The 22,808-nt window shown below is 62.4% G+C and carries 23 protein-coding genes; 13 read left to right on the top strand and 10 right to left on the bottom strand.

Going from position 1 to position 22,808, the window contains the following annotated elements:
- Positions 1-77: 77 nt before the first annotated feature.
- Positions 78-509, bottom strand: a complete 432-nt coding sequence (locus AC6CHO_RS07515) for an ATP-binding cassette domain-containing protein (protein WP_498214413.1) — start codon at positions 507-509, stop codon at positions 78-80.
- Between the two features lie 31 nt (positions 510-540).
- A complete protein-coding gene (locus tag AC6CHO_RS07520; protein WP_498214414.1) occupies positions 541-663 on the bottom strand; it encodes a hypothetical protein in 123 nt (40 codons plus the stop codon).
- A 55-nt stretch (positions 664-718) separates the two neighbouring features.
- Between AC6CHO_RS07520 and AC6CHO_RS07525 the strand changes: the two genes are divergently transcribed.
- The 4 genes from AC6CHO_RS07525 (at position 719) to AC6CHO_RS07540 (ending at position 4,172) form a co-directional block, all read left to right on the top strand.
- Positions 719-1,243 (top strand): PadR family transcriptional regulator, encoded by a 525-nt coding sequence (locus tag AC6CHO_RS07525; RefSeq protein WP_498214415.1) that lies wholly within the window; start codon positions 719-721, stop codon positions 1,241-1,243.
- Between the two features lie 62 nt (positions 1,244-1,305).
- The gene (locus AC6CHO_RS07530) at positions 1,306-2,241 is read left to right on the top strand and encodes a zinc-binding alcohol dehydrogenase family protein (RefSeq protein ID WP_498214416.1); all 936 of its coding nucleotides are present in this window, start codon (positions 1,306-1,308) and stop codon (positions 2,239-2,241) included.
- Positions 2,238-3,299: an Rv2578c family radical SAM protein gene (locus AC6CHO_RS07535; RefSeq protein ID WP_498214417.1), complete on the top strand. Its 1,062-nt coding sequence runs from the start codon at positions 2,238-2,240 to the stop codon at positions 3,297-3,299. The genes AC6CHO_RS07530 and AC6CHO_RS07535 overlap by 4 nt, the downstream gene beginning before the upstream one ends.
- 510 nt (positions 3,300-3,809) lie before the next feature.
- Positions 3,810-4,172 carry a hypothetical protein gene (locus tag AC6CHO_RS07540; protein WP_498214418.1) on the top strand — a complete coding sequence of 121 codons (363 nt, stop codon included), beginning with the start codon at positions 3,810-3,812 and terminating at the stop codon, positions 4,170-4,172.
- A 32-nt stretch (positions 4,173-4,204) separates the two neighbouring features.
- Here AC6CHO_RS07540 and AC6CHO_RS07545 read toward each other — a convergent pair whose 3' ends face one another.
- The 3 genes from AC6CHO_RS07545 to AC6CHO_RS07555 form a co-directional block, all read right to left on the bottom strand.
- A complete protein-coding gene (locus AC6CHO_RS07545) occupies positions 4,205-4,942 on the bottom strand; it encodes an aspartate/glutamate racemase family protein (RefSeq protein WP_444661562.1) in 738 nt (245 codons plus the stop codon).
- A gap of 7 nt (positions 4,943-4,949) precedes the next feature.
- Positions 4,950-6,479, bottom strand: a complete 1,530-nt coding sequence (locus AC6CHO_RS07550) for an NCS1 family nucleobase:cation symporter-1 (RefSeq protein WP_444661563.1) — start codon at positions 6,477-6,479, stop codon at positions 4,950-4,952.
- 160 nt (positions 6,480-6,639) lie between these two features.
- The gene (locus AC6CHO_RS07555) at positions 6,640-6,765 is read right to left on the bottom strand and encodes a hypothetical protein (RefSeq protein WP_444661564.1); all 126 of its coding nucleotides are present in this window, start codon (positions 6,763-6,765) and stop codon (positions 6,640-6,642) included.
- 377 nt (positions 6,766-7,142) lie between these two features.
- Between AC6CHO_RS07555 and AC6CHO_RS07560 the strand changes: the two genes are divergently transcribed.
- The 6 genes from AC6CHO_RS07560 to AC6CHO_RS07585 all read left to right on the top strand — a co-directional run bounded on the left by AC6CHO_RS07560 (position 7,143) and on the right by AC6CHO_RS07585 (position 12,769).
- Complete coding sequence (locus AC6CHO_RS07560; protein ID WP_498214419.1) at positions 7,143-7,940, top strand: hydroxypyruvate isomerase family protein; 798 nt, start codon at positions 7,143-7,145, stop codon at positions 7,938-7,940.
- A gap of 33 nt (positions 7,941-7,973) precedes the next feature.
- Positions 7,974-8,873, top strand: a complete 900-nt coding sequence (locus AC6CHO_RS07565) for a 2-hydroxy-3-oxopropionate reductase (protein WP_498214421.1) — start codon at positions 7,974-7,976, stop codon at positions 8,871-8,873.
- 289 nt (positions 8,874-9,162) lie between these two features.
- A complete protein-coding gene (gene gcl, locus AC6CHO_RS07570) occupies positions 9,163-10,956 on the top strand; it encodes a glyoxylate carboligase (RefSeq protein ID WP_498214422.1) in 1,794 nt (597 codons plus the stop codon).
- Positions 10,957-11,419: 463 nt separating this feature from the next.
- The gene (locus tag AC6CHO_RS07575; RefSeq protein WP_498214423.1) at positions 11,420-11,740 is read left to right on the top strand and encodes a hypothetical protein; all 321 of its coding nucleotides are present in this window, start codon (positions 11,420-11,422) and stop codon (positions 11,738-11,740) included.
- Between the two features lie 82 nt (positions 11,741-11,822).
- Positions 11,823-12,353 (top strand): ASCH domain-containing protein, encoded by a 531-nt coding sequence (locus tag AC6CHO_RS07580; RefSeq protein WP_498214424.1) that lies wholly within the window; start codon positions 11,823-11,825, stop codon positions 12,351-12,353.
- Between the two features lie 119 nt (positions 12,354-12,472).
- On the top strand, positions 12,473-12,769 hold the full coding sequence (locus AC6CHO_RS07585) for an antibiotic biosynthesis monooxygenase family protein (protein ID WP_498214425.1): 297 nt from the start codon (positions 12,473-12,475) through the stop codon (positions 12,767-12,769).
- A gap of 89 nt (positions 12,770-12,858) precedes the next feature.
- Here the strand turns inward: AC6CHO_RS07585 and AC6CHO_RS07590 are convergent, their stop codons facing one another.
- From AC6CHO_RS07590 to AC6CHO_RS07610, 5 genes are all read right to left on the bottom strand, one after another.
- Positions 12,859-14,262, bottom strand: coding sequence for an MFS transporter (locus AC6CHO_RS07590; RefSeq protein WP_498214426.1), 1,404 nt, complete (start codon positions 14,260-14,262; stop codon positions 12,859-12,861).
- A complete protein-coding gene (locus AC6CHO_RS07595) occupies positions 14,262-14,693 on the bottom strand; it encodes a MarR family winged helix-turn-helix transcriptional regulator (protein WP_498214427.1) in 432 nt (143 codons plus the stop codon). The genes AC6CHO_RS07590 and AC6CHO_RS07595 overlap by 1 nt, the downstream gene beginning before the upstream one ends.
- 165 nt (positions 14,694-14,858) lie before the next feature.
- Positions 14,859-15,236 carry a universal stress protein gene (locus tag AC6CHO_RS07600; RefSeq protein WP_444661573.1) on the bottom strand — a complete coding sequence of 126 codons (378 nt, stop codon included), beginning with the start codon at positions 15,234-15,236 and terminating at the stop codon, positions 14,859-14,861.
- 25 nt (positions 15,237-15,261) lie between these two features.
- Entirely contained in the window at positions 15,262-17,439 is a 2,178-nt protein-coding gene (locus tag AC6CHO_RS07605; RefSeq protein ID WP_498214428.1) for a tripartite tricarboxylate transporter permease, read from the bottom strand.
- 12 nt (positions 17,440-17,451) lie between these two features.
- Positions 17,452-19,731: a PrpF domain-containing protein gene (locus tag AC6CHO_RS07610; protein ID WP_498214429.1), complete on the bottom strand. Its 2,280-nt coding sequence runs from the start codon at positions 19,729-19,731 to the stop codon at positions 17,452-17,454.
- Positions 19,732-20,009: 278 nt separating this feature from the next.
- Here AC6CHO_RS07610 and AC6CHO_RS07615 point away from each other — a divergent pair, with 278 nt between their 5' ends.
- From AC6CHO_RS07615 to AC6CHO_RS07625, 3 genes are all read left to right on the top strand, one after another.
- Complete coding sequence (locus tag AC6CHO_RS07615) at positions 20,010-20,915, top strand: LysR family transcriptional regulator (protein ID WP_498214430.1); 906 nt, start codon at positions 20,010-20,012, stop codon at positions 20,913-20,915.
- A gap of 272 nt (positions 20,916-21,187) precedes the next feature.
- Entirely contained in the window at positions 21,188-21,811 is a 624-nt protein-coding gene (locus AC6CHO_RS07620; protein ID WP_498214431.1) for a cyclodeaminase/cyclohydrolase family protein, read from the top strand.
- Positions 21,808-22,695 (top strand): bifunctional 5,10-methylenetetrahydrofolate dehydrogenase/5,10-methenyltetrahydrofolate cyclohydrolase, encoded by an 888-nt coding sequence (locus AC6CHO_RS07625; protein ID WP_498214432.1) that lies wholly within the window; start codon positions 21,808-21,810, stop codon positions 22,693-22,695. The genes AC6CHO_RS07620 and AC6CHO_RS07625 overlap by 4 nt, the downstream gene beginning before the upstream one ends.
- Positions 22,696-22,808 lie beyond the last annotated feature (113 nt).

Here is a 22,808-nt window from a genome sequence, read left to right on the forward strand (position 1 = left end):
CAGTGCGCTCGGTAGGGAAAGATGTAGCGCGCCACGAAGCCCGGAAGATATGCAGTCCTCTTTCTGCTGATCCAAGCTCAAATGGAGCGCATGGTGATGGATCTTGCCAATGGCAAAAGTTCGGCACGAAGTTCGTCTTGGAGTTCGCGGAGCACGATAGGGTCGACAGCGCCGAACGGCTCGTCCATGATGAGAATCTCCGGCTTGGGCGCGAGCGCCCGGGCCACGTCTGCGCGCTGCTGCTGGCCACCGGAGAGCTGCCCCGGGTACCGCTGGGCCAGTATCCGGTCGAGGCCAACGCGATCCATCAGCTCCAGCGACGGCTCGCGAGCCTGCGCCTTGCCGGCACCGTTCTGGCGCAGGGCTGCGGCAATGTTGCCGAGAGCGATACGATGCGGCATGAGCCCTCCGGACTGCAGTGCGTAGGCGGTTGAACGCCGCAGGCGAACCGGGCCGCCCATAGTGGCATCTTCGCCGTCGATGAGGATCCGGCCTGAGGTAGGCTCCACTATCCGGTTCACCATGCGCAGCAGCGTTGTCCTATCCCCTACCCGATGAGCCGAGAAGGGCGATCGTGCGGTGGGGTTCGTTCCGCAAGGAGAAGCCGGCAACCGCCAGGGTGCCATCCGGGTAGGCCTTGGTGACGTATTCGAACTCGATCATGCTGAATACTATGCATCGAAACGTTGTACATCGAATCGTTGTGTATTATTGAACCATGATCGAGTTGATGATTCTCGGCTTCCTCGCCGATGGGCCCCTGCACGGCTACGAGTTGCGCCGCAAGATGGAACAGTTGCATGGCCATGCCCGCAAGATTAGCGACGGTACCTTGTATCCGGCGATCAAGCGCTTGGCGAAGGCCGGGTACCTGGGTGAGCAGGTCGAATCCGGCGTGGGCAGCGTTCCCCGGAAGACCCTGAGCCTCACGGCCACCGGTCGCGAGCGGCTGGAATCGCTGTTGCGTGAAGTCGAGGGGCAGGACCTCACCGACCTGAACAGCTTCTTCGTCGTGCTTGCGTTCCTCACGCACCTGCCCGATCCGGCAGGGCGCCGGGCCGTCTTGCAACGCCGCCTTGATTTCCTTGAACAACCTGCGAGCTTTTTCGCATCGGACGGCCGGGCACTGAAGAGCACCGAGATCACCGACCCCTACCGGCGGGGAATTTTCGTGACCGCCAAGGCCGCGAGCAAAGCGCAACGCGCCTGGTTGCGTGAGCTGCTCGAGGCGGAATCGGAGTGACCACGATGGAACACACGATGCGCGCGATCGTCCTCGACGGCCCAGGCCCGGTCGAAGCCCTCATGATCCGCGACCTCCCGCTCCCGTTGCCGAAGCCCGGATGGGTGCGCATCAAGGTGAAGGCGTTCGGCATCAACCGCTCGGAGCTGCACACGCGGCTCGGCTTCGCCGGTGACGCGGTCACCTACCCACGCGTGCTTGGCATCGAGGCCACCGGTGTCATCGATTTCGATCCCAGCGGCACCATGGCCCCTGGGCAGCAGGTCGTGACCATGATGGGAGGCATGGGGCGAAGCTTCGACGGCGGCTATGCCGAATACACCTGCGTGCCTCTCGGGCAGGTCATCCCGTTCACCTCGGCACTCAGCTGGGATTTGCTCGGCGCGGTTCCCGAGATGCTCCAAACCGCCTACGGATCGCTCACGGTGGGCATGGACCTCCAGGCCGGCCAGAGCATCCTCATCCGGGGTGGCACATCCTCGATCGGGATGGCTGCCGCAGCACTGGCCAAACGCCAGGGCGCCGCTGCCGTCTTCGCCACTACGCGGAACCCCGAAAAGGCAGATGCGCTGCGCCGCCTCGGCGCCGATCACGTACTTATCGATGACGGTGGCATTGCCGCCCAGATCCGCGCGATCCTGCCCGGCGGGGTGGATTCAGCCCTCGAGCTCGTAGGGACACCGACCCTGCAGGACACGCTCCGCGCGGTGCGGGTGCACGGCACCGTGTGCTTCTCCGGGATGCTCTCGAATCAGTGGACTGTGAAAGACTTCTATCCGATCGATTATCTGCCCAAGGGCGTGCGCCTCACCGCGTACTCCGGGGGGCCAGAGGACCTTCCTGCTGGAGTCTTGCAGGCGTATCTCGACGATGCGCAGCGCGGTCTACTCTCGATCCCCGTCGACGAGGTCTTCTCCTTCGAGCGCATCCATGATGCCCACCGCAAGATGGAATCCGGGGCTGCGGCCGGCAAGCTCGTCGTCGTGACCGAACGATGAACGGCGAGCAGCTCGAAGCACTGATCCCCAAGCCAACGCGCTGGGATGCCCAGAAGCGGGATGTTAATCGGGAGGCAATCACAGGAGCCCCGATCCTTAAGCTGGCCGGGGCGACGCGCACTGTCCGCACGCCGGAATTCGCCGGCATAGTTTTCCACGAGGTCGAGGCCAAGTCTGCGCTCACGAAAGTACCGGAATCCTCGCGCATGCCGTTCCGCTGGACCATCAATCCGTATCGCGGATGCACGATGGGTTGCCGCTACTGCTTCGCCCGCGGGTCGCACACCTACCTCGGATTGAACAGCGGCCCCGACTTCGACCAGCAGATCATCGTCAAGACGAACATCGTCGATGTCCTCGACCGCGAACTCACCCGGAAGCGGAATTGGCAGCGCGAACTGGTCGCCCTGGGTACCAATACCGATCCATACCAGCGCGCTGAAGGCAGATACCAGCTCATGCCGGGCGTCATCCAGGCACTCGCCGCGCATCACACCCCGTTCTCCATCCTGACAAAAGGCACTCTGATCCGCCGAGACATCCCCGCGCTCGTCGCAGCCCGTCGGATCGTCAAGGTTGAAATAAGCATGTCCATCGCGATCCTCGACGAACCGCTCCGTCGGCTCCTCGAACCGGGGGCGCCCGCCGCCACCGCACGCCTGGAAACGGTGCGCCAACTCGCAGATGCAGGGTTCGACGTCACCGTATTCCTCATGCCAGTGATTCCGTTTCTCACAGATTCCGACGAGCAACTTGGCGCTGCGCTCCAACGCATCAAGGACGCCGGGGCATCGACCGTGCGGCACGGGGTCATGCACCTTCGTCCCGGCGCGCTCGAATCGTTCCAGGCATGGGTTCGACAGAACCGTCCCGAGCTCGGAATGCGCTACAGCAAACTCTTTGGCACCGGAGCAAACACGCCCCTGGGATATCGGAAGCTGATCAGCGAGAAAGTCCACGCCTTGGCCGCGCAGCTCGAGCTTCGCTCGTTGGATGATGAAGACCAGCCCCTGGCTCAGGCGGCCTTCCAAGGCCCGCGGTTGCGGGGGACTCGTTAGTTGCCTGGACGATTCGTTATTCGCCGCCGAGGTAGGGACAGAGGCGGGGTGATTGCTGATGGTGCCCGGCACCAAGAACCTGGATGCCTGCCATGACGTGGTTGCAAAGTTTCGCTACCGGCGTTTGGCTGACCTTGAGCAGAACTTCGTTCTAAGTAGCACTTATCGTGATCAGCGCAGGTGTCGATATGTTTCTTGGAGCCGACGCGGGGAAATCCATCCACTGAGCCTGCGAAGTTACCAAGAATGGTTCAAAACCAGGAACAAACCACTGCCCAACGACGAAGCCAAAGTCGTTGCGGGCTACCACTACCTCGGTATTCCGGTGGCCTGCCTGGGCTTGGCGACGTGGCCCATCGCAGGCTCGCGTACAGGTGCGGCGACATCGATCTTGGCCAGGCGCCCGGGAACGGTTGTTTTCTCCAGTACCCGCAACGGGGGGAGACCGAGATGCTCATGTGCTGATCGACCGGGGGCATCGTCAGTCTGGTGCAGGCAAGGGTGCTGACCGTGCTTGAGGCTGACATGGAGCTCGTTGGTACACCCGCAGCACTTGTTACACCACAGGCGACTTGGTTCCAGAGGCAGCGTGATTTCCGAGTATGCTCTCCAGCCAACGGATGGCGAGGGAATTTTTACGCGATTTGCTGCCTGCCGCATGGGGTGCGTCTGACCGCCCAGCCCGGTGAGGCTCACGATCTGCCCAGCGAAGCCCTGCAGGTATTTCTGGATGAGGTGGCCGCTGGGAATGCCATGGTTCTGGTGGACAATTACCAATCCCACGGAATGAACCCCTTCACCGACCGTGGCGAACGCCGGGAGATGTCCGAGGCCAAGCAGAAAGAAGGTCCGCTCCATCTTGATGCTGATTGATGGAGCGGACCTTCAGCGTTGGCGGCACAGCGTTATATTGCGCTAGCTGCCTGGGCCAGCGGCCAGCCGGTCACGGTCTTTGGCCGCGGGGGAGCGTAGGTGCGCACCTTGGAGGTGCTCAGACCCATCCGCACCAGCGATTCGGCGATGGTCACCGCCGCGCGGACACCATCGACAATCGGCACCCCGGTGGCTTCGCGGACCTGTTCTTCCAGCTCGGCCATGCCGCCGCAGCCAAGGCAGATGACTTCGGCCTTGTCCTGCTCGACGGCGATTCGCGACTGCTCGACGATGGCGGCCACGGCACGCTGGGGATCTGATTCCAATTCCAAGACGCCCAGGCCGCTGGCCCGTACCGAAGCCAGGCGGTCGGTCAAGCCCGCGAGTTTCAAGCGGTCTTCAATCAGGGGCACAGCACGGTCCAAGGTGGTCACCACGGAGTACTTGTGCCCGAGGAATTGCGCGGTGGAGGCAGCGGCTTCGGTGATGTCCACGACCGGAACATCCAGCAGTTCCTGCAGGCCTTCGCGCCCGTGCTCGCCGTAGCCGGCCTGGATCACTGCGTCGAAGGGCTCCGGGTAGCGGACCACCTTGTCCATAACGGCAATGGCGGCGAGGTAGCTCTCGAAGTTGCCTTCGCAGGAGTCGGCGCCGAAATCCGGGGTGAGCTCGACGATTTCCGTGCCCGGCGACGCGACCTGCCGTGCCGAATCGCCGATGGCCTGGGTCATGGAAGCAGTGGTATTCACATTCAAAACAAGGATTCGCATGACGCTCCTAGTGGGTTGGGGTCACGGCGATCGGCTCGCCGTCGATGTCTGCCAGGTCGTGCTGGCGCTTGGCCAGGGCCAGGTACGCGAGGGCGCCGGCGCCGGATCCAAGGAACCAGGCAAACGGGCCGACGCCGCTCAATGCGGGGACGAAGGCCAGCACCAGGGCGATCACCGAGCTGATCACCAACGCGCCAACGGCACGGAAGTTCACGCCGCGGGTGAAGTAGTAGGTGCCTTCGGGGTTCTCCCGGTAGAGATCCATGACGTTGATCCGGGCTTTGCGGATCAACCAGTAGTCGGCCATGATGATGCCGAAGAGCGGGCCGAGCAAGGCGCCCAGGCCCCCGAGGAAGTAGTTGATGATTTCCGGGGAGTTGTAGAGGTTCCACGGCAGGATCACCAGTCCGATGACGCCGGAGATCATGGCGGCGCTGCGGAAGTTCAGCTTCTTCGGGAGCAGGTTGGTCAGCGCGTAGGTGGGAGCCACGAAGTTGGCCATCAGGTTCACGGCAATGGTCAGCACCAGCAGCGCGGCCGAGGCCAGCAGCAGCAGGAAGGTGTTGGGGATTGCTCCGACAACATCCGATGGCGAGGTGATGACCTTGCCGTTGATGGAGAACTGGGTCCCGGTCAGGACCACGACGATGGCGCCGAAGAACAGCATGTTCAACGGGATGCCGAAGAAATTGCCCTTGACGATGGATTTCTTGGAGACGGCCCCGCGGGTGAAATCGCAGAAGTTCAAGACGAAGGTGCCATAGATGGAGACCCACAGCGCGGCGGCGCCGAACATCGCGGCCCACATGGCGCCGCCGGTCTTGGTTTCACCGGTGCTCAGCGAGATGCTGAATCCCGATTCGATGAGCATCCAAATGGCCAGGGCCAAGAAGGTCGCCAGAATCACCGGGCCGGCGAAGGCCTCGTATTTGCGGATCATCTCCATGCCGTAGCTGACGATGACCAGCTGGATGGCCCAAAGCGCCACGAAACAGATCCAGCCCAGGGTGTTCAGCCCCAGGAAGCTGGAATCTTGCAGGCCGGCAGCGCCCGGGGCCACGGCGATCACCATGACCGAGAGCACCTGCGAGGCCAGGTACGTCTGGATTCCGAACCAGGCGATGGCCACTGCGCCACGTATGAGGGCCGGGATTTGGGCGCCGTTGATGCCGAAGGCAATGCGGCTCATTACAGGGAAGGGGACTCCGGTCTTTTCGCCCATGAACCCCGAGAAATTCAGCAGGGCGAAGAGCAGGATGGCGCCGATGGCCAGCGCGCCGAGGATTTGCCCGGCGCTCATGCCCAAGGCGAAGAGCCCGATGGCGAAAGCGTAATTGCCCAGCGAGTGCACGTCGTTGGCCCACAGCGTGAAGATGCTGTAGGCGTTCCACGAACGGCCCTTGCGGGTGGTGGGCGCCAGGTCCTGGTTGTACAGGCTGGGGCTGAGCTCGTGGGGGTTCGAGCGGTCAATGCCCTGGCTGGCAGATGAAACGATGATTGGTTCGGCGGAGCTGGGCTCCGAAATTTCTTGCCTCATGGTGAGGTCCTCTTCTCAGAAGCATGCTGAGGGCAGGACGATGCGGCCCGGTGTTATTTGGCGGGGTATCGTGCGCCGTCAGCGCGCATGCTCGCGGCATGCTGGTCTATTCGTAGTCGGTGGAATGCGTGGGTCCGCTTCAAGGGGACCGGAGCACGCGCTACGGATAGATCGGCTGGCCGAAGTTCCGGTAGAACTCCGAAGGGGTGCCAACAACTGGCTGAATGGCAAACGGCTGTTGCCAGTTTGGGCGTCCTGCTGGACTGCCTATGTGTCGTGCGCTCATGGCTGCTCCTGAGCTAGAAAAATTCACTCCGAGATGTGTGCCACATCACCTGCACAACAACTGTAAGTCTCCAGAGCGTCTACCGCAATAGAAAATCCTGATTTCATATAGCGGAAATGCCGGTGAAACCCATTTGCCACGTCAAGGCCTTGCCAGATTCCCCATGGATCCGTTTCTGACGATTGCGTTTCGCATATTAAGCAAAAGTTACTCGATCGACAGCGGAACCATGCGGGCATTGGTGCGATGCGCCGGGCGGGCCAAGAAGTCGCCCGCAAGGGTTGACAGCCCTTCGCTCGGGGACTTAGTGTTTTCATAAAGCAAAACCTAATTTCCATAAAGCGGAAACTTAGAACTTGGTCTTGGAGGGAAATCCGGTGTCCTACACTCTGAATTGCTCGATTCTTCTTACTGAATTGCCACTGCTGGAGCGCGCTGAAGCAGCACGCCAGGCAGGGTTCGACAGTGTCGAATTCTGGTGGCCATTTGCCGAAGCGGTGCCAGCGGATCAGGAAGTCGACAAATTTATCGCCTCGATCAAGAACGCAGGCGTCCAGCTCGACGGACTGAACTTCTTCGCAGGCAATATGCCCGCCGGCGACCGCGGCCTGGTGTCCTGGAAGGGACGCTGCGGCGAGTTCAAGGACAATGTCGCCGTCGTAGCCGCCATCGGCGAAGCCACCGGCTGCACCTCCTTCAACGCCCTGTACGGCAACCGCCTTGCGGACTACACCCCCGAGGAACAGGATGAGCTGGGCCTGAAGAACCTGCTCGTGGCCACCGAAGGCATCGCCAAGATCGGCGGCACCGTGCTGATCGAGCCGGTCTCCGGCACCGAGGCCTACCCGCTGAAGACCGCCGCCGATGCGCTGAAGATCGTCGACGCCGTCAAGGCAGAAGGCAAGAGCAATATCGCCTTGCTGGCCGATTTCTACCACATGGCCGTCAATGGCGACGATGTCGCCGCCATGATCGAGGCCCACGCCAAGGACTTCGGCCACATCCAGATCGCCGATGCACCGGGCCGCGGAGCCCCGGGCACCGGGGACCTGCCGCTATTCGACTGGATCAACCGCTCACGCGAGCTGGGCTATACCGGCAAGGTCGCCCTGGAGTACAAGCAGGATCAGGCCACCGCCTTCGAGTGGCTCAAGACCGCCTCCGCCAACGCCTAAAGCACCCTCATACCTAAGATTTTGGAGAAAGACATGTCGCAGAACGTTGCATTCATCGGCCTTGGCATCATGGGCCTGCCGATGGCGAAGAACCTGGTCAACGCCGGCTTCACCGTCACCGGTTTCAACCGCAGCCAGAAGGCCATCGACGACCTGGTCGCCGCCGGCGGGCAGGGCGCCAGCTCGGTCGCCGACGCCGTCAAGGACGCCGACATCGTGATCACCATGGTTCCGGACTCCCCGGATGTCGAAGCCGTGGTCACCGGCGAGGAAGGCGTCTTCGCCAACGCGAAGGCCGGCGCCCTGTGGGTCGACAACTCCTCGATCCGCCCGGATGTCTCGGTGCATCTAGCCGAGGCGGCCCGCGCCGCCGGGCTGCGCCCGCTCGATGCCCCGGTTTCCGGCGGCGAAGCAGGAGCCATCGACGGCGTGCTGTCCATCATGGTCGGCGGCGAGCCAGCAGACTTCGAGGCCGCGCAGGGCGTGCTCAACGCCGTGGGCAAGACCATCGTGCTGGTGGGCCCATCGGGCTCGGGCCAGACCGTAAAGGCCGCCAACCAGCTGATCGTTGCCGCCAACATCCAGGCGCTGAGCGAAGCCGTCGTCTTCCTGGAAGCCTATGGCGTTGATACCGATGCAGCCATCAAGGTCCTCGGCGGCGGCCTGGCCGGCTCCAAGGTCCTTGACCAGAAGGCCCAGAAGATCCTGGACCGAGAATTCGCCCCGGGCTTCCGCCTGGCCTTGCACAACAAGGACATGGGCATCGTGACCTCGGCCGCCCGCGAAGCCGGAGTGGTCCTGCCGCTGGGCGCACTCGTAGCCCAGCTGGTCACCTCCACCGTGGCCTCCGGCGACGGAGCGCTTGACCACTCGGGCCTCTTCCGCGGCGTGCAGCGCCTTTCCGGCAAGGTCGAAGCCCCGGTCCCTGCCTAGGGCCCACACATCTTCCTACGGCGGGCGGCGCTGGTAGCGCCTGCACCTCAGATCACGGCACGTTCCACCATGAGCGCGGATACCCGTTGCGGCTTCAGTACACGGTTCGCTGCAGCAGGCACCGCAGGTGGGGCGCGAGGACTTCGTTCCGGTCCGTTACCGAGATCTGGTGCTCAAGGAGCAGGCGTTGTGGTGACTCATGGGCCGCGCTGCCTGCCGTAGGTTTCTATCTTTTCTTCCCAGCTATCCACGAACAGCTTGATTGTTCTTCCTAAAGGACGTGTTTGCCATGCCAAAGATGCGCGCAGTAGATGCCATCGTACAGATCCTGGAAAAAGAGGGTGCCACCGAGGCCTTCGGCCTGCCAGGAGCAGCCATCAATCCGCTGTACTCGGCGATGAAGGACCACGGCGGAATCCGCCACACCCTGCACCGCCACGTCGAAGGGGCATCGCATGCGGCCGACGGCTACTCGCGGGCCACCGGAAAGATCGGCTTGTGCCTGGGCACCTCGGGCCCGGCCGGCACCGACATGATCACCGGCCTGTATGCCGCGATCGCCGATTCCATCCCGATGCTGTGCATCACCGGGCAGGCACCGACCAGCGTGCTGCACAAGGAGGACTTCCAGGCCGTGGACATCGAGTCCATCGCCAAGCCGGTCACCAAGTACGCCTCGACCATCCTGGAGCCAGGGCTGGTGCCGGGCACCTTCGCCAAGGCCTTCCAGATCATGCGCTCCTCGCGTCCCGGCCCGGTGCTGCTGGATTTGCCGATCAACGTGCAGATGGCAGAGATCGACTTCGACATCGACGCCTACGAGCCATTGCCGGTGGACAAGCCGAAGGCCACCCGCGGCCAGGCGGAGAAGATCGTCGACCTGCTGCTGACAGGCACAAAGCCGCTGATCATCGCCGGTGGCGGCGTGATCAACGCCAATGCCTCGGACAAGCTCGTTGAGCTGGCCGAAGAGCTGAACATCCCGGTTTCCCCGACCCTGATGGGCTGGGGCGTCATCCCCGATGACCACCGACTGCAGGCCGGCATGGTTGGCATCCAGACCCACACCAAGTACGGCAACGCCACCTTCCTGGAATCCGACGTGGTGCTGGGACTGGGCAACCGCTGGGCCAACCGCCACACCGGCGCCCTGGACGTGTACCGCGCGGGACGCAAGTTCATCCACGTGGACATCGAGCCGACCCAGATCGGCCGCGTCTTCTCGCCGGATCTGGGGATTACCTCGGATGCGGCCGCCGCGATCGACGCCATCCTGGAGGTGGTGCGCGAGCGCAAGGCCGCAGGCACCCTGCCTGACTACAGCGCGTGGGCCGACTCGGCCGCCGCACGCAAGGGCACCGAGCACCGCAAGACCAACTTCGATAACATCCCGATCAAGCCGCAGCGCGTGTACCAGGAAATGAACGCGGCCTTCGACCGCGACACCACCTACGTGTCCACCATCGGCCTGTCGCAGATTGCCGGCGCGCAGATGCTGCATGTCTTCGGCCCGCGCCGCTGGATCAACGCGGGACAGGCCGGCCCGCTGGGCTGGACCGGTCCGGCTGCGCTGGGCGTGGTTCGCGGCAAGCCAGGGAAGAAGGTTGTCGCCCTCTCCGGAGACTACGACTTCCAGTTCATGATCGAAGAGCTGGCCGTGGGCGCGCAGTTCAAGCTGCCTTATGTGCACGTCGTGGTGAACAACTCGTACCTGGGCCTGATCCGCCAGTCGCAGCGTGGCTTCGAGATGGATTACCACGTGCAGCTGGGCTTCGATAACATCAACTCCCCGGAAACCAACGGCTACGGCGTGGACCACGTCAAGGTCGCCGAAGGCCTGGGCTGCAAGGCGGTGCGCGTCGAGGATCCTGCCAAGCTGGCCGATGGCTTCGCCGAGGCGCAGCGCCTGGCCGAAGAGTTCCAGGTGCCAGTGGTGGTCGAGGTCATCCTGGAGAAGGTCACCAACATCGCCATGGGCGCAGCCCTGGATGCTGTGAACGAGTTTGAAGATCTGGCATTGACCGCCGAAGATGCACCAACCGCGTTGGTGCCGCTCGGCGCAAATGTCACCGTGAGTGCCTAAAGGTTAGTCGTCACTACCTGGACACGCACAACTGTTTTGGCGCGGGGCACCGGTTCACCATATTTCGGGTGTGCCCCGCGCCATAACCATGCCATCTGGCATCAAGCTGCCGGATGCATAGTACTTTCAACCAGAGGCACCAACTGCGACAGCACTTTTTGATCTCGTGCCGCCCGGCACGCAATTGATGGCCGTCGATGGCGGATATCCCGCTGAATTCCAGACTCCGCGCGGTGCGCCGATCCGCAAGGAGAACTAGCCTTCTGCTGTTCAATGCTCCTTCCGATTCACGAATAACGCCGTGAATCGGGAGGAGCTTTGCCATATCCAGCACTTGGCACATGGGCTTTGCGTAACGAACCCATATCAATTAGCTGAGAACCATGAATCGCCCGTCAATCACGGCTTAGGGTGGAAGCCTATGGGGATAGCGCTGCAGTTACTTTCGATGACAGGAACAGGTATGGACGCGAACTCTGCCCCCTCGCTGGTGACCAAAGAAATCAGTGATCTGTCCTTGGGCGAAGTCTTGTCCTCTTCCTTGATCTGTGTAGTCATTCTCCTGACTGTCCTGATCAGTTTTGGCATCAAAACCTACCTGCACCTGCGCAAAACTAGTGGCGCCAAGGTCGAGAAGGCAGTCGTTGAAGCGGCCGCTCAACCCAGCACCACGGCCGCCGAACCTGATCCGAATCACGGTGCCCCAACCCGTGAAGTGCACTCGATGCTTGGCGGGATTCGCAAGTCCGAGCCGGCTATGGGCAAGTTTGACCCTGGCAGCTGACGGAATTTTTCCTTCACCAAGGTTCTAGCGACCTGCATTTGCCGGATGCGTGTTCCTGGCCTCAACGCCCTAGGATCAAGGCATGACCGAAAATACCCTGCAAGAACTGCCGCCGGTTAATGGCCAAGCGGCTGCCGCCATGTGGGCCGACTACTTGGCAAGTCGAGGTATCAGCGAGGACGAGGCCCCGCATCATGTCGCAGAATCATTCGGTGATCACCCTGCGCTGGCCGATGAGCTCTTGAACGAGATTCTGCATGGAACCAAAAGAGCCACGTCATCACTGGCCAGCGAATATGCCTATTATGGCGAGCGCGTTCCACAGCCGGAAGACCACTGCATCATCTGCAACGGAGCGGGCGAGCCCCAGGCAATCTTGCGGATTACCAGCGTGGACCGTGCCAGCTTCTACGAAGTTGATGAGCAGTTCGCCGCCGCTGAAGGCGAAGGGGATTTGAGCCTGGCCTACTGGCGGCGCGAGCATGAAAAGTTCTGGCGCCGCACGCAAAAATCCATTGGCCGCCAGTGGTCCCCAGAAGATACTCAAGCACCTGGCGGCGAACTGATCCTGGAAAGATTCGAAATCTGCTGGCCCGAAGACTACGCCGACTAGCAGGCAGTGGAGCACGGCATATGTTGTACTTCGCCATGAAATGCAGGAGCAGAAAATTCGGGCGTAGGCTGGTTTCAGAAGCTTCCACCACGGTGAAGCGCAATCACGAAAGGCTATCCATGTCGATTGTCGTCATCAATGCACTGTCGGTTCCCGCGCAGGCAGGAGAAGAGCTTGAGAAGCGCTTCGCGGCACGCAAGCAGTCGGTAGACTCCTCGCCAGGTTTTGAAGGTTTCAAGCTGCTTCGCCCGATCAGTGGCGAGGACCGCTACTTCGTATATACGCAGTGGGCCGCACGTGAGGACTTCGAGAACTGGCGAGACCAGCGTTCGGGCGCCGCCCACGCCGGCAGCGAGGGCAAGAAGCCTGTAGCGCAGGGCGCGGATTTGATGGAGTTCGAGGTCGTAGAACTCTAAGCCGAGCTGGAACTAGGCGAAGGGAGGGAAGGCCCGCCGGATCTTCCCTCCCTTTTGTGCGCCTCGGCCTGATTCTATTAATCGACGCGCTACGGAGCCGAGCAGGTGGTTCGCGAGGCGCGGATGGCGGAATTGAACAGCAGCGCTGCACCCAATGCGATGCACAGCATCGCTCCGAGCATGAAGGTCATGTTGATGCCGCTCGGGGTGGCTTCGCCATTGAAACCAGCATGGGTGGCAATGATGGCCGAGGAAATTGCAGTGCCAAATGAGGAGCCGACGGTGCGCAGCACCTGGTTGAAGCTCACCGAGCTGCCCAATTCCTTCACGGCAACGCTGCGCGCAATCAGTGCCGGCATGGCTGCATAGCTGGCACCCATGCCAAGACCGAAGACCAGCATGCTGATCAAGATCTCCCATAGCTCGGAATGCAGCAGCCACAACAGCGTTCCAGCCAGGGACATGATGATGGCGCCAATGGGCAACATGATTTGAATACCGGTCTTCTTGGCCAAGGTGCGCACGATCCTGTTGGCCGCGAAGCTTCCCACCGAGAGCGGGAAAATCACAAAACCGGCCCAGAAAACGGGCAATGCCAGCCCGTATCCGGTGGATTCATCAGCCTGGGCAACGAGGGATGAAACGGACATGCCGATGTACAGGGCTGCACCGAGCGCAATTGCTGAGATATTGGCCAGGAGCACTTCGCCCTGCTTGAGCGTGCGGAGGTTGATCAGCGGATGTTCCAGCTTGCTTTCGACCAGGACCCACACCGCCAAGATGATGGAGGCAAAGACGAGCAATGCCAGAATCGGCATCGAGCCCCAACCCCATTTGGGGCCTTCCGAGATGGCCAGCAGCAAGGAGCCCAGTCCGAGGGTCAGCAGCAGGGTGCCCAGGTAATCAAAGGGGCGGGATTCGGCTTGCGAATCGGGACCGGCCGGGACGACTTTCCAGACCACGATGATGGTTGCCAGCACAAAGGCGGCGCCAAACCAGAACGCAAAACTGTAGTCGAAAAGCCCGGCAATGATTCCGGTCAGCGGGTAGCCAATGCCGATTCCCGAGGCGACCGTTACCGAGAGGGTTGATATGGCTGGCTGGATCTTGCCCTGTTCTACATAGCGGCGGGCGGTGGAGATCGTAATCGGAACGATGCCGTAGGACAGGCCTTGCAGTGCCCGGCCGACCAGGAATAATTCGAAGTTCTGCGCCGCGGCAGCCAGCACCGATCCGATGAACATGATGCCCAGGGAAACCAGCAGCAGCCGCTTTTTGTGCGGCCCGTCGCTCAACCGTCCCAGAATCGGCGTGGCGACGGCACCGGCGAGCAAATTAACGGTGAGCATCCACTGGGCGGTAGCCACGTCGACATTGAATTGGGAAGCAATCGAAGGGACCAGCAGCATGCCCAAGGAGGAAACGATGGCGGTGGCCAACGCGGCAAAAACCAGTGCGGGAAGCAGCACGTTGCGGGTGGTTGCGCTGGTCATCAGTTGGCCGCCTTGCTGATCTTGGCCAGTGCCGGAAGGGCATCGTGGATGAGTTTCAGCTCCGCTTCGCTTAGTTCATTTCCGATGGCATTCTTGAGAGCCTGGCGGCCCATTTCGACTTCGGATTCCAATTTCCGATGACCGGCCTCGGTCAGGTGGAACCACAGCTTGCGGCGATCGGATTCATCCTTGCGCCGCTCGATGAACCCCAGCGATTCCAGTTCCTTGGTGGACAGCGAGATAGCCTGCTGGCTCACTCCGATGGATTGGCTCAGCTGCGTTGCGCTGACATGTTCTTCTGCCGCGAGGGCCCGGAGGATGCCGATTTTTCCCGGAGAGATGGTGCGTGCCGAGTGCACGATTCCAAACAGGGGAGAGAGCGCGTCAAAGAGAAGCTGCGGCAGGTCTGGGTGCTCCGGGGAAAATTGCATAGCTACAGAATACAATTAACTTGTACAAATTTGTTGATGAAGTCTTGTCTCTTCAATCACCAGGAACCAGCGGGCCAAGGCAAAGGTTCCGCGACTCTCCGGACGAAACCGGAAAGGCGCGGAACCTTGAATGGGATCTGGTTTTTTATGCTTGGCGAGCCTGCCTCAGTCCTGGGCCTTCACCGCCAGCACCGGGCAGTCCGCCTCGATGAGGATACGCTGTGCGATGCTTCCCATCAGCAGCTTGCCCACCCGGGAGCGCTTGCGCAACCCCAGGACAATCAGGGTGACCTGATGATCCTGTTCGGCCTGGAGAACAAAGTCGGCGGGATCATGGACGGTTCCGGACTGCGGCAGGATTTGCAGGGGGACACCGAAGTCCAGTAGGGCATTCAAGTCGATGCCAAGGCTCGCCTCAGAGATCGGTTCCCTGTCGAGGTTGGCGATCAGCAACGAGTCCTGGGCCTTATGGGCTTCGGCCAATGCCCGTCGTATGGCAGCCTTTCCGGCTGGGGTAGCGCTGAAACAAGCGAGGATTGCCATGGAATTCTCCTAGGTGAAAATCGGATCAGAGCCACGAGGCCAGCAGGCCCTGGGGCAGGTCGATGGGTAGTAGGGAAGGCAGCGCCAACATCAGCACGAAGAACACCAGGGTGTAGATGATGGTGGTCTTGATTCTGGCGCGAGCCACGATCAGCAGGAAGGCCGGGAGGAAAATCGAGATGGCCGCGAGATATCCCAGCAAGGCGGTCAGGACGAGGAACCCGGCCATCCAGGCAAAGGTGCGCAGTGCAAAGGAAGCATCGGCGGTCCACTTCGGACCCCACTCAGCGCCGCCGGTCGTGACGGTGGCACCCGACGTTCCCTTGATCGGGCCACCGGGAAGAGTTGTTGCAGCCAAGTCCCCGCCGGTAGTCGTCGCATGCCGGCCCGGGGAATCCGAATCGCCATGCTCCATGGTGGCGCCAGCAGGGTTCACGGCCGCCTGGCCGGCCAAATAGGCGGTGGCATCAACGGATACCCGATTCGAAGCAGCCGCGGCCAGCTTCCGGGTTCGGAGCTCTGTGACCAGCAGGACCAGGGACATGATGACCCCGACCCAGCCGACCAGCTGCGGAACCAGCTTGGCATCCGGCGAGTAGCTGGCAGAGAGCACCAGCGAGCCGGCAAAGACCAGCAGCAGGACGGCAGCTGCACTCAGCGACCAGACAGAGTTCTTCAACGGGGCCTCGGCATCCGGGGCGCTGTCGGACTTCGGGTCATCATCCGCGCTGAGCTGGCGGCGAGCACGGAACCACTTGAAGATATTCCAGAGGATCGGCAGCACCAGGATGGCGATGAACACCATCGTGCCCGGTCGCAGCATCCAGCCGAAGCCCTCGTACAGGCTGTCGGTCAGGAAATAGTAGCGTTCCATCGGGATGGCCAGCACGAAGCCGATCAAGAAGGGAGCCCGCGGGAATCCGGTGGACTTCAAGACCCATCCGGCCACACCGAGCAGCAGCATGATCCACAGATCCCCAAGCTGTCCGCCTTCCTGGAAGGAACCGAGCAGCATGATCACCACCAGGCCGGCGGCGAGGATGGAGAACGGGACCTTGGTCAGCGAGGAGAGCGGGCGGACCGTCAAGAAGCAGAACAGCGCGCCGAGGACCGAGGCGATGGCGAAGGCCCAGATGATCATGTACATCAGATCCAGGTGTTCGTTGATGATGCTCGGACCTGGCTGGATGCCGTAGGTCAGCAGCATGCCCAGCAGCATCGCCGAGGGCACGCCGCCGGGAATGCCGAAGAGGAAGGTGGGGATTAGGTCGCCGGCTTCCACCGAGTTGTTGGCGCTTTCCGGGCCGACGATGCCGCGCGGGTCGCCCTTGCCGAACTTGCGCTTGTCCTTGGCGGTCGCGACGGCCTGGCCGTAGGCCAGCCAGGTGCCAGCGGTGGCGCCCACGCCGGGCAGCACCCCGGCCCAGATGCCGATCAGACCGCCGCGCAGTACCTGCGACCAGTGGGTGAGCCATTCGCGGATGCCCGAGCCCCAGCCGCCGGTGACTTCCACCGACTGCTTGTCGCCGCGGCGCTGGCTGGCGCGCGAAGCGATCTCGGCCAGGCCGAAGATGCCCAGTGCGACGGCCACCAGGGACAACCCGTCTCCGAGGAAGAGCGAACCGAAGGTGAAGCGCTCCTCGGCGGTGGTCGGCGCGGTGCCGATCATGCCCACCAGCAGGCCGGCCAGGCCGGCGGTCAGCCCCTTGATCACGTTGCCGCGCGAGAGCACCGCGGCCAATGCGACGCCGAGCACCGTGAGCATGAACAACTCCGGGCTGGCGAAGGAGAGCACCAGTGGCCGGGCCAGCGGGATGGCCAGGGTCAGACCGATGGCGCCGATGATGCCGCCGGCCATGGAAGAGAGGAAAGCCAGGGACAGGGCGCGTTTGGCTTGGCCCTTGCGGGCCATCGCGTAGCCGTCGAGCATGGTGACCGAGGCCGAGGCCGAGCCCGGTGCGCCGAGCAGCACCGCCGAGACGGTATCCGAGGTGTGGACCACGGCCAGGGCGCCGATCAGCAGGGCCAGCGCGGAGGCCGGTTCCATGCCGAAGGTCACAGGCAGCAGGATCGCAACGGCTGCGGTGCCGCCCAGTCCCGGGATCAGGCCCATGACAAGGCCCGAGATAACGCCGATCAGCAGCATGAGCAGCATGCCCGGATCGGTCAGCGAGGCCAATGCGGCCAGTGCGGAATCCAGCATTGTCGTGCCTCCTTAATCTAATTCGATGCCGTAGGAGTCCTTGAGCAATGCGGTGACATAGCCCTTGGTCTCGTCGGTCACGGTGTAGGCGTCCTTGACGCGTTGGGACAGGTTTTCATCGGCCACGATGGGATATCCGCCGAGCATCTTGTCCGCTTTGTTGTTGAATTCCTTGTCGCCCGAGAGCTCATGGGCGGAATCGCGCAGCAGGTCCACGGCTTCTTCCGGGGCATCCTTCGGCGCCCACAAGCCTTTCTGGTAGGTGTAGGTCAAACCCAGCAATGTCTTGTAGGCCTCCAATTTCGGCCCGCTTGGCGCCTTGCCGTGCAGCTGCTTGTAGACCTCCACCACGGTGGGGGCATCCGGGAAGTTCGGGTCCCGCACGACCTCACCGTGCTCATCGAGCTGGCCGAAGGACATCAGCACCGTGGCGGAGCCTTCCTTGGCGATGGGCTCGACCGCTGAGTGGTAGGAGGAGGTGGTCGAGTAGTCGATGTCCACCTCGCCGCGTTGCAAGGCCAGGTTCACCGGTCCGCGCCCCTCGAAGCCGAAGGTCGCCGTGATGTCGGCTTCGAGCAGGTCGAAGGCGACCAGGGTGGTCAAATCCAAGCCGGTGGCCGAGATGCCGCCGAAGACCAGGGGCTTCTTGCGGTCGATCAGGTCCCGGGTACTCTTGACCCCGGCAGCGGTGCGGGCGTAAATCACCCCGCCGGTGCCGTTGATCAGCACCGGCTCGAGGTCCTCGAAGGAATACTTCACCACATGGCGGTCCAGCACCCAGGGCACCACGGTGGTCGCGGTGCTCACCAGCAGTTCGGTGCCGTCATCGGCGGCCGAGGAGGCGAAGCGGTTGCTGCCGGTGATGCCTTCGCCTCCGGCCTCGTTGATCGGGGCGAAGCCCGGTTCCCCGGGAATGTCGTGGACCAGTTCCTGGCCTACGAAGCGCGCCCAGGTGTCGGTGCCGCCGCCTTCAGCCAGCGGGATCACCACTTCCAGGGTTTCCCCGGCGTAATCGCCGTCGGCCGTGGTAGCCGGAGGGTTCAAGAGCCCGCCGCCGACCAGGGTGGCGCCGAGCCCGAGCACCGCGAAGGCCGCCACGGAGGCGAAGACAGTGCGCCGGCTGTGCGGCTGGGGGTCCGGCTCCAGCTGCTGCTCGTCCAGCGCAGCGCCCTGGGCCAGGATGGCGGTCGGATTTTCCGTGCGCTCGCCGGCCGGGTCGAAGCTGAGGGCCGCATCGGCCAGTTCGCGGGCGGTGCGCGAGGTGCCCACGGCCAGCTGCCCGTCGATCTGGCGTTGCCAGGTGGTGATCAGCCCGGCCGGGGTCTGCAGGCGCAACGCGCCGTCCGGGGCACTGGCCAGCTGTTGGGCGATCAGCGTTCCGGGGTGGTGCGCGCCCAGGGTCAGTGCGACGCTGCCGGTGATGGCCAGGGCTGGATGGGGCGCTCCCATCGAGAGCATCATGACCTTGATGTCGGCATCGCTGCCAGGTTCGGCGGGGGCCACAATGGCAAGCTTCGGAATGGCCCGCTGAGCGTCCTCTTCTGTCTTGGCCAAGGCCATGGCCACGGCGCCGGCACGGCGGATGCGCTCCAGCCGCGGCATTTCGTCCGCGGATGCGGTGGGCCACCGGCGGAAGTCCACCGCGCCCAGTCCTGCGGTCTGCGCATCGATGATGACTACCGGGGCGCCGGCATCGATGAGCGTTGCCGCGATATCGCTGCGGGTGCGCGGGTCCTCATCTTCCACGCTCAGCGTAGATAGTTCCTTGCCATCTGGGAACAGCGCACCCGTGGTGGCCCCTGCCGGATCAAGGAATCCGATGTCCACGGCTTGCCCGGGGAATGGCACGCCGGGGATGAACGCTTCGGCTTCGGAGCCGTCGAGGATCATCCGCTCAATGAGGATCTGCCCGGTGTTGGTGTTGCGGATGCGCACGGTGAGGATGCCGTCCTCTGGTTCCACCCAGCCCCGCTTGAGCGCGTAGGGCGCGATGACTGCCGAGCAGTTTCCGCAGTTGCTTCCCCAGTCGATGACCGCTTGGTCGATGCCGACCTGGGCGAAGGTGTACTCGACATCGATACCGGGCTCGTCGCCGGGTTGCAGGATGACGGCTTTGCTCGTCGTTGAGCTGCCACCGCCGACTCCATCAATTTGGCGCGGGTCGGGGGAACCGAAAAGCCGCAGCAGGACTTCATCGGTGGTGAATCCCGGGACGTCGAGTTCGCTACGCTCGAAGACCCAGCATTTGCTGGTACCCCCGCGCATCCAAGTCGCCTTAATTGTGTGTTTCATTGGGCTGAACCAATCTATCGAGAACCGCGAGCCGCCGATAGATGTGATCGCCGACACGTAACCTGCTATCGATAATCCGCGAAGAGTCACTTTATTAGTAGTTACAAGAAATTCATTAGACTTAAGGAATGCTTAAATCATTGGGATCACGGGCAGGATTCTTATTCCAAGCGACGCAGGGAAGCGAAAGGGTTTCTGGAACTGCTCAATGTATCCAAGAGAATCCATGAAGTGTAAGCTTTCTGAAATATGGTTAAGTTCCACTAAAGGATTTCGCTGTGCTTGATATAAAAAGATTGCAAATCTTGCTCGCTGTGGTCGAGGGCGGATCGGTGACTGCCGCGGCCGATGAGCTTTTCTACACGCCATCGGGTGTTTCGCAGCAATTGCGCAAGCTGGAAGAAGAAGTCGGCCAGCCGCTATTGCAGCGCCGCGCCCGTGGCATGGTGCCCACCGATGCCGGGCACGTGCTTGCCGGTCATGCCCGCTCGATCTTGCGGCAGATGGACGCGGCGATTGCCGACCTGGACCAGCTGGCGGGACTGAAAAGCGGCAGCCTGAGCCTGGGCACGTTTCCGACTCTCGGCAGTTCCTTCCTGCCCTTGGTGATTAGCAAGTTCCGGAAGCTCTATCCCTCGATCAAGCTGGATGTGCGCAGTACCCGCTTGCAGGAGCTGATGGGACTGCTCTCGCGCGGAGAGATTTCGCTCTGCCTGCTCTGGGAATACGAATGGATGCCATTGGACCGGGCCGACTTCGAGCTCACCACGCTCTTCACCGAGCCAACGGTGCTGGTGGTCGGCGCCGATCATCCGCTCGCGCAATTCGAAGAGGTGGATATGGCTGCCACCGCGAGCGAGCAGTGGATCGTCAGGGCCAATATGCATCCTGTGGCAGAGCTCTTGGAGCGTTCCTGCAACGCCGCTGGATTCTCGCCGAAGATTTCCTTCCAGGCCAACGACTACCAGGAGGCCCAGGCCATGGTGTCGGTGGGGTTGGGCATTGCGCTGGCCCCGCAGTCGGCGGTCATGAATCCGCACCCGGGGGTCAAGATCCTATCACTGGGCCCGGGCGCCGCTGCCAGAAGCGTCGTTCTGGCCCAGCGCCGGGATCGAGTCCGGGCCCCGGCGGAAAATGCGTTCCAGACGCTGCTGGTCGACATGGGCAAGACCTGGATTGACTAGCGCGAGCAGCTAATCCGCGGGCCTCGCCTCCCTGGTTATCGAACGCGCCGAAAATTACCTGATGCGACGGGCGGGCAGAAAAACCTTGACCCGACTCTGGTGGTGTTCTAGGCTTCAATATAAACTGATATACCAAGTGGATACTAAGCGGAATGGGCCGGTGAATTTTTCCCGCGTCCCAAATGCTGGCAAGCTGAAGCGCTGCTAAAGCTCGCCAAGTTTCCTTGGCCTTGGACTGTCTTGCCGCAAATTCTGAGCGAGGAAAAATTCCCATGATCACTACCGAAACTGTCACCAGCTATCTTGAGCGCCTCGCCTCAAGAGCCCCAGCGCCCGGGGGCGGTGCGGCGGCCGCGCTTCACGCCGCGCAAGCTGCGGCACTGGTGTCCATGGTTGCCGAGTTCACCTCCGGCCCACGGTATGCCGAGGTCCAAGAGCGGGCCCAGCTCATCGCCAAAAATGCAAAGCAACTGATGCGCGAAGCGCTGTTTGCGGCCCAGGAAGATGAGCGGCTTTTTGGCCTGCTCAGTGCCTCCTACGCCCTGCCCAAGGACACCGAAGAGCAGAAAACCGACCGCCGCGAAGCCATCCGCCATGCCACCATCGAAGCTGCGGCGCCGCTGGTATCGACCGTTGACCTGGCATCCGCGGTCATCACGCTGGGCCAGGAACTGCTGCCTATTGGCAACCGTTCGGTTTGCAGCGATGTGGCTGCCGCGGCGGAGTCTGCCCGTGCTGCGCTAGGCACCGCTTTGGCCACCTTGGAAATGAACATCGCTGCCATCAAGGACGCAACTGAGCGCGAACGGCTGGGCCAAGCCACCACCAAGGCAAGCGAAATGATCAACCACGCAGAAGAGCTCAGCGCTGCAGTTCGTTCGGCGGTCGCGGCATGACGGCTCGGCGTCTGAGCGGAAAACCGGTGGCTGACGAGATCCGCGCCAAGACCGCCCACATGGTTGAAAATCTGAACCGCGACGGCTTCAAGGCCAAGGTTGCCGTTCTGCTGGCCACGAAGAATGAAGCCACCGCGTGGTATGTGCGCTCCATCGAGCGGGCCGCAGCCCAGCAGGGCGTTGAATGCCAGGTGCTCCAGATGCCTGAAGCTACCCAGGATCAGCTCGCGGCGGCAATCACGGCCCTGAATGAAGATGAATCCGTGCACGGGATCATTCTCCAGACCCCGTTGCCCGAAGGCGTGGATACCGCGGCCCTGGTGCAGTTGATCGATCCTGCCAAAGACATCGATGGCGCCAATCCATTGAGCCTTGGCCGGCTCAGCGTGGGACAACCCGCCTTTGCCCCGGCCACCGCGCGTTCGGTGGTTGAAATCCTGGAGCATTACCGGATTCCGATCGCTGGCCAGCATGTGGCCGTGGTGGGACGCTCTGCCGTGGTGGGCAAGCCCTTGGCCCAGCTGCTGCTGCAGCGCGATGCGACAGTGAGCATCTGCCATTCGCGAACTGCGCAGCTGGCCGATTTCACCAAGTCTGCGGCCATCACCGTCATGGCCGTTGGCCGTGCCAGCCTGCTTACCTCGGAGGAAGTTGCCGAATCTTCGGTGGTCATCGACGTGGGCACAAACGTGGACGAAGAAGGACAGCTGGTCGGAGACGTGCACGCGGCTTCGGTCCAGCCCAAGGTGCGCGCGCTCAGTCCGGTACCCGGAGGCGTGGGCACGGTGACCACAGCGCTGCTCATCTGGCATACCGTGCAGGCCGCTGCGAAAGTTTGCGAGTCGATCATGTGGAGAGGAGAGCCCATGACCACACGCCGGTAGCAGTACGCCAGCGTTCAGGTTCGGCTTTGGCGGGCAAACCAGCCCGCCGGGCCGCGAAGGGTGCTGGAACGGCCGGTGCCAGGCGCAGCGATGAAAAGACCTGGGCTTTTCCG

The sequence above is a fragment of the Glutamicibacter sp. GQ173 genome (assembly GCF_059759215.1).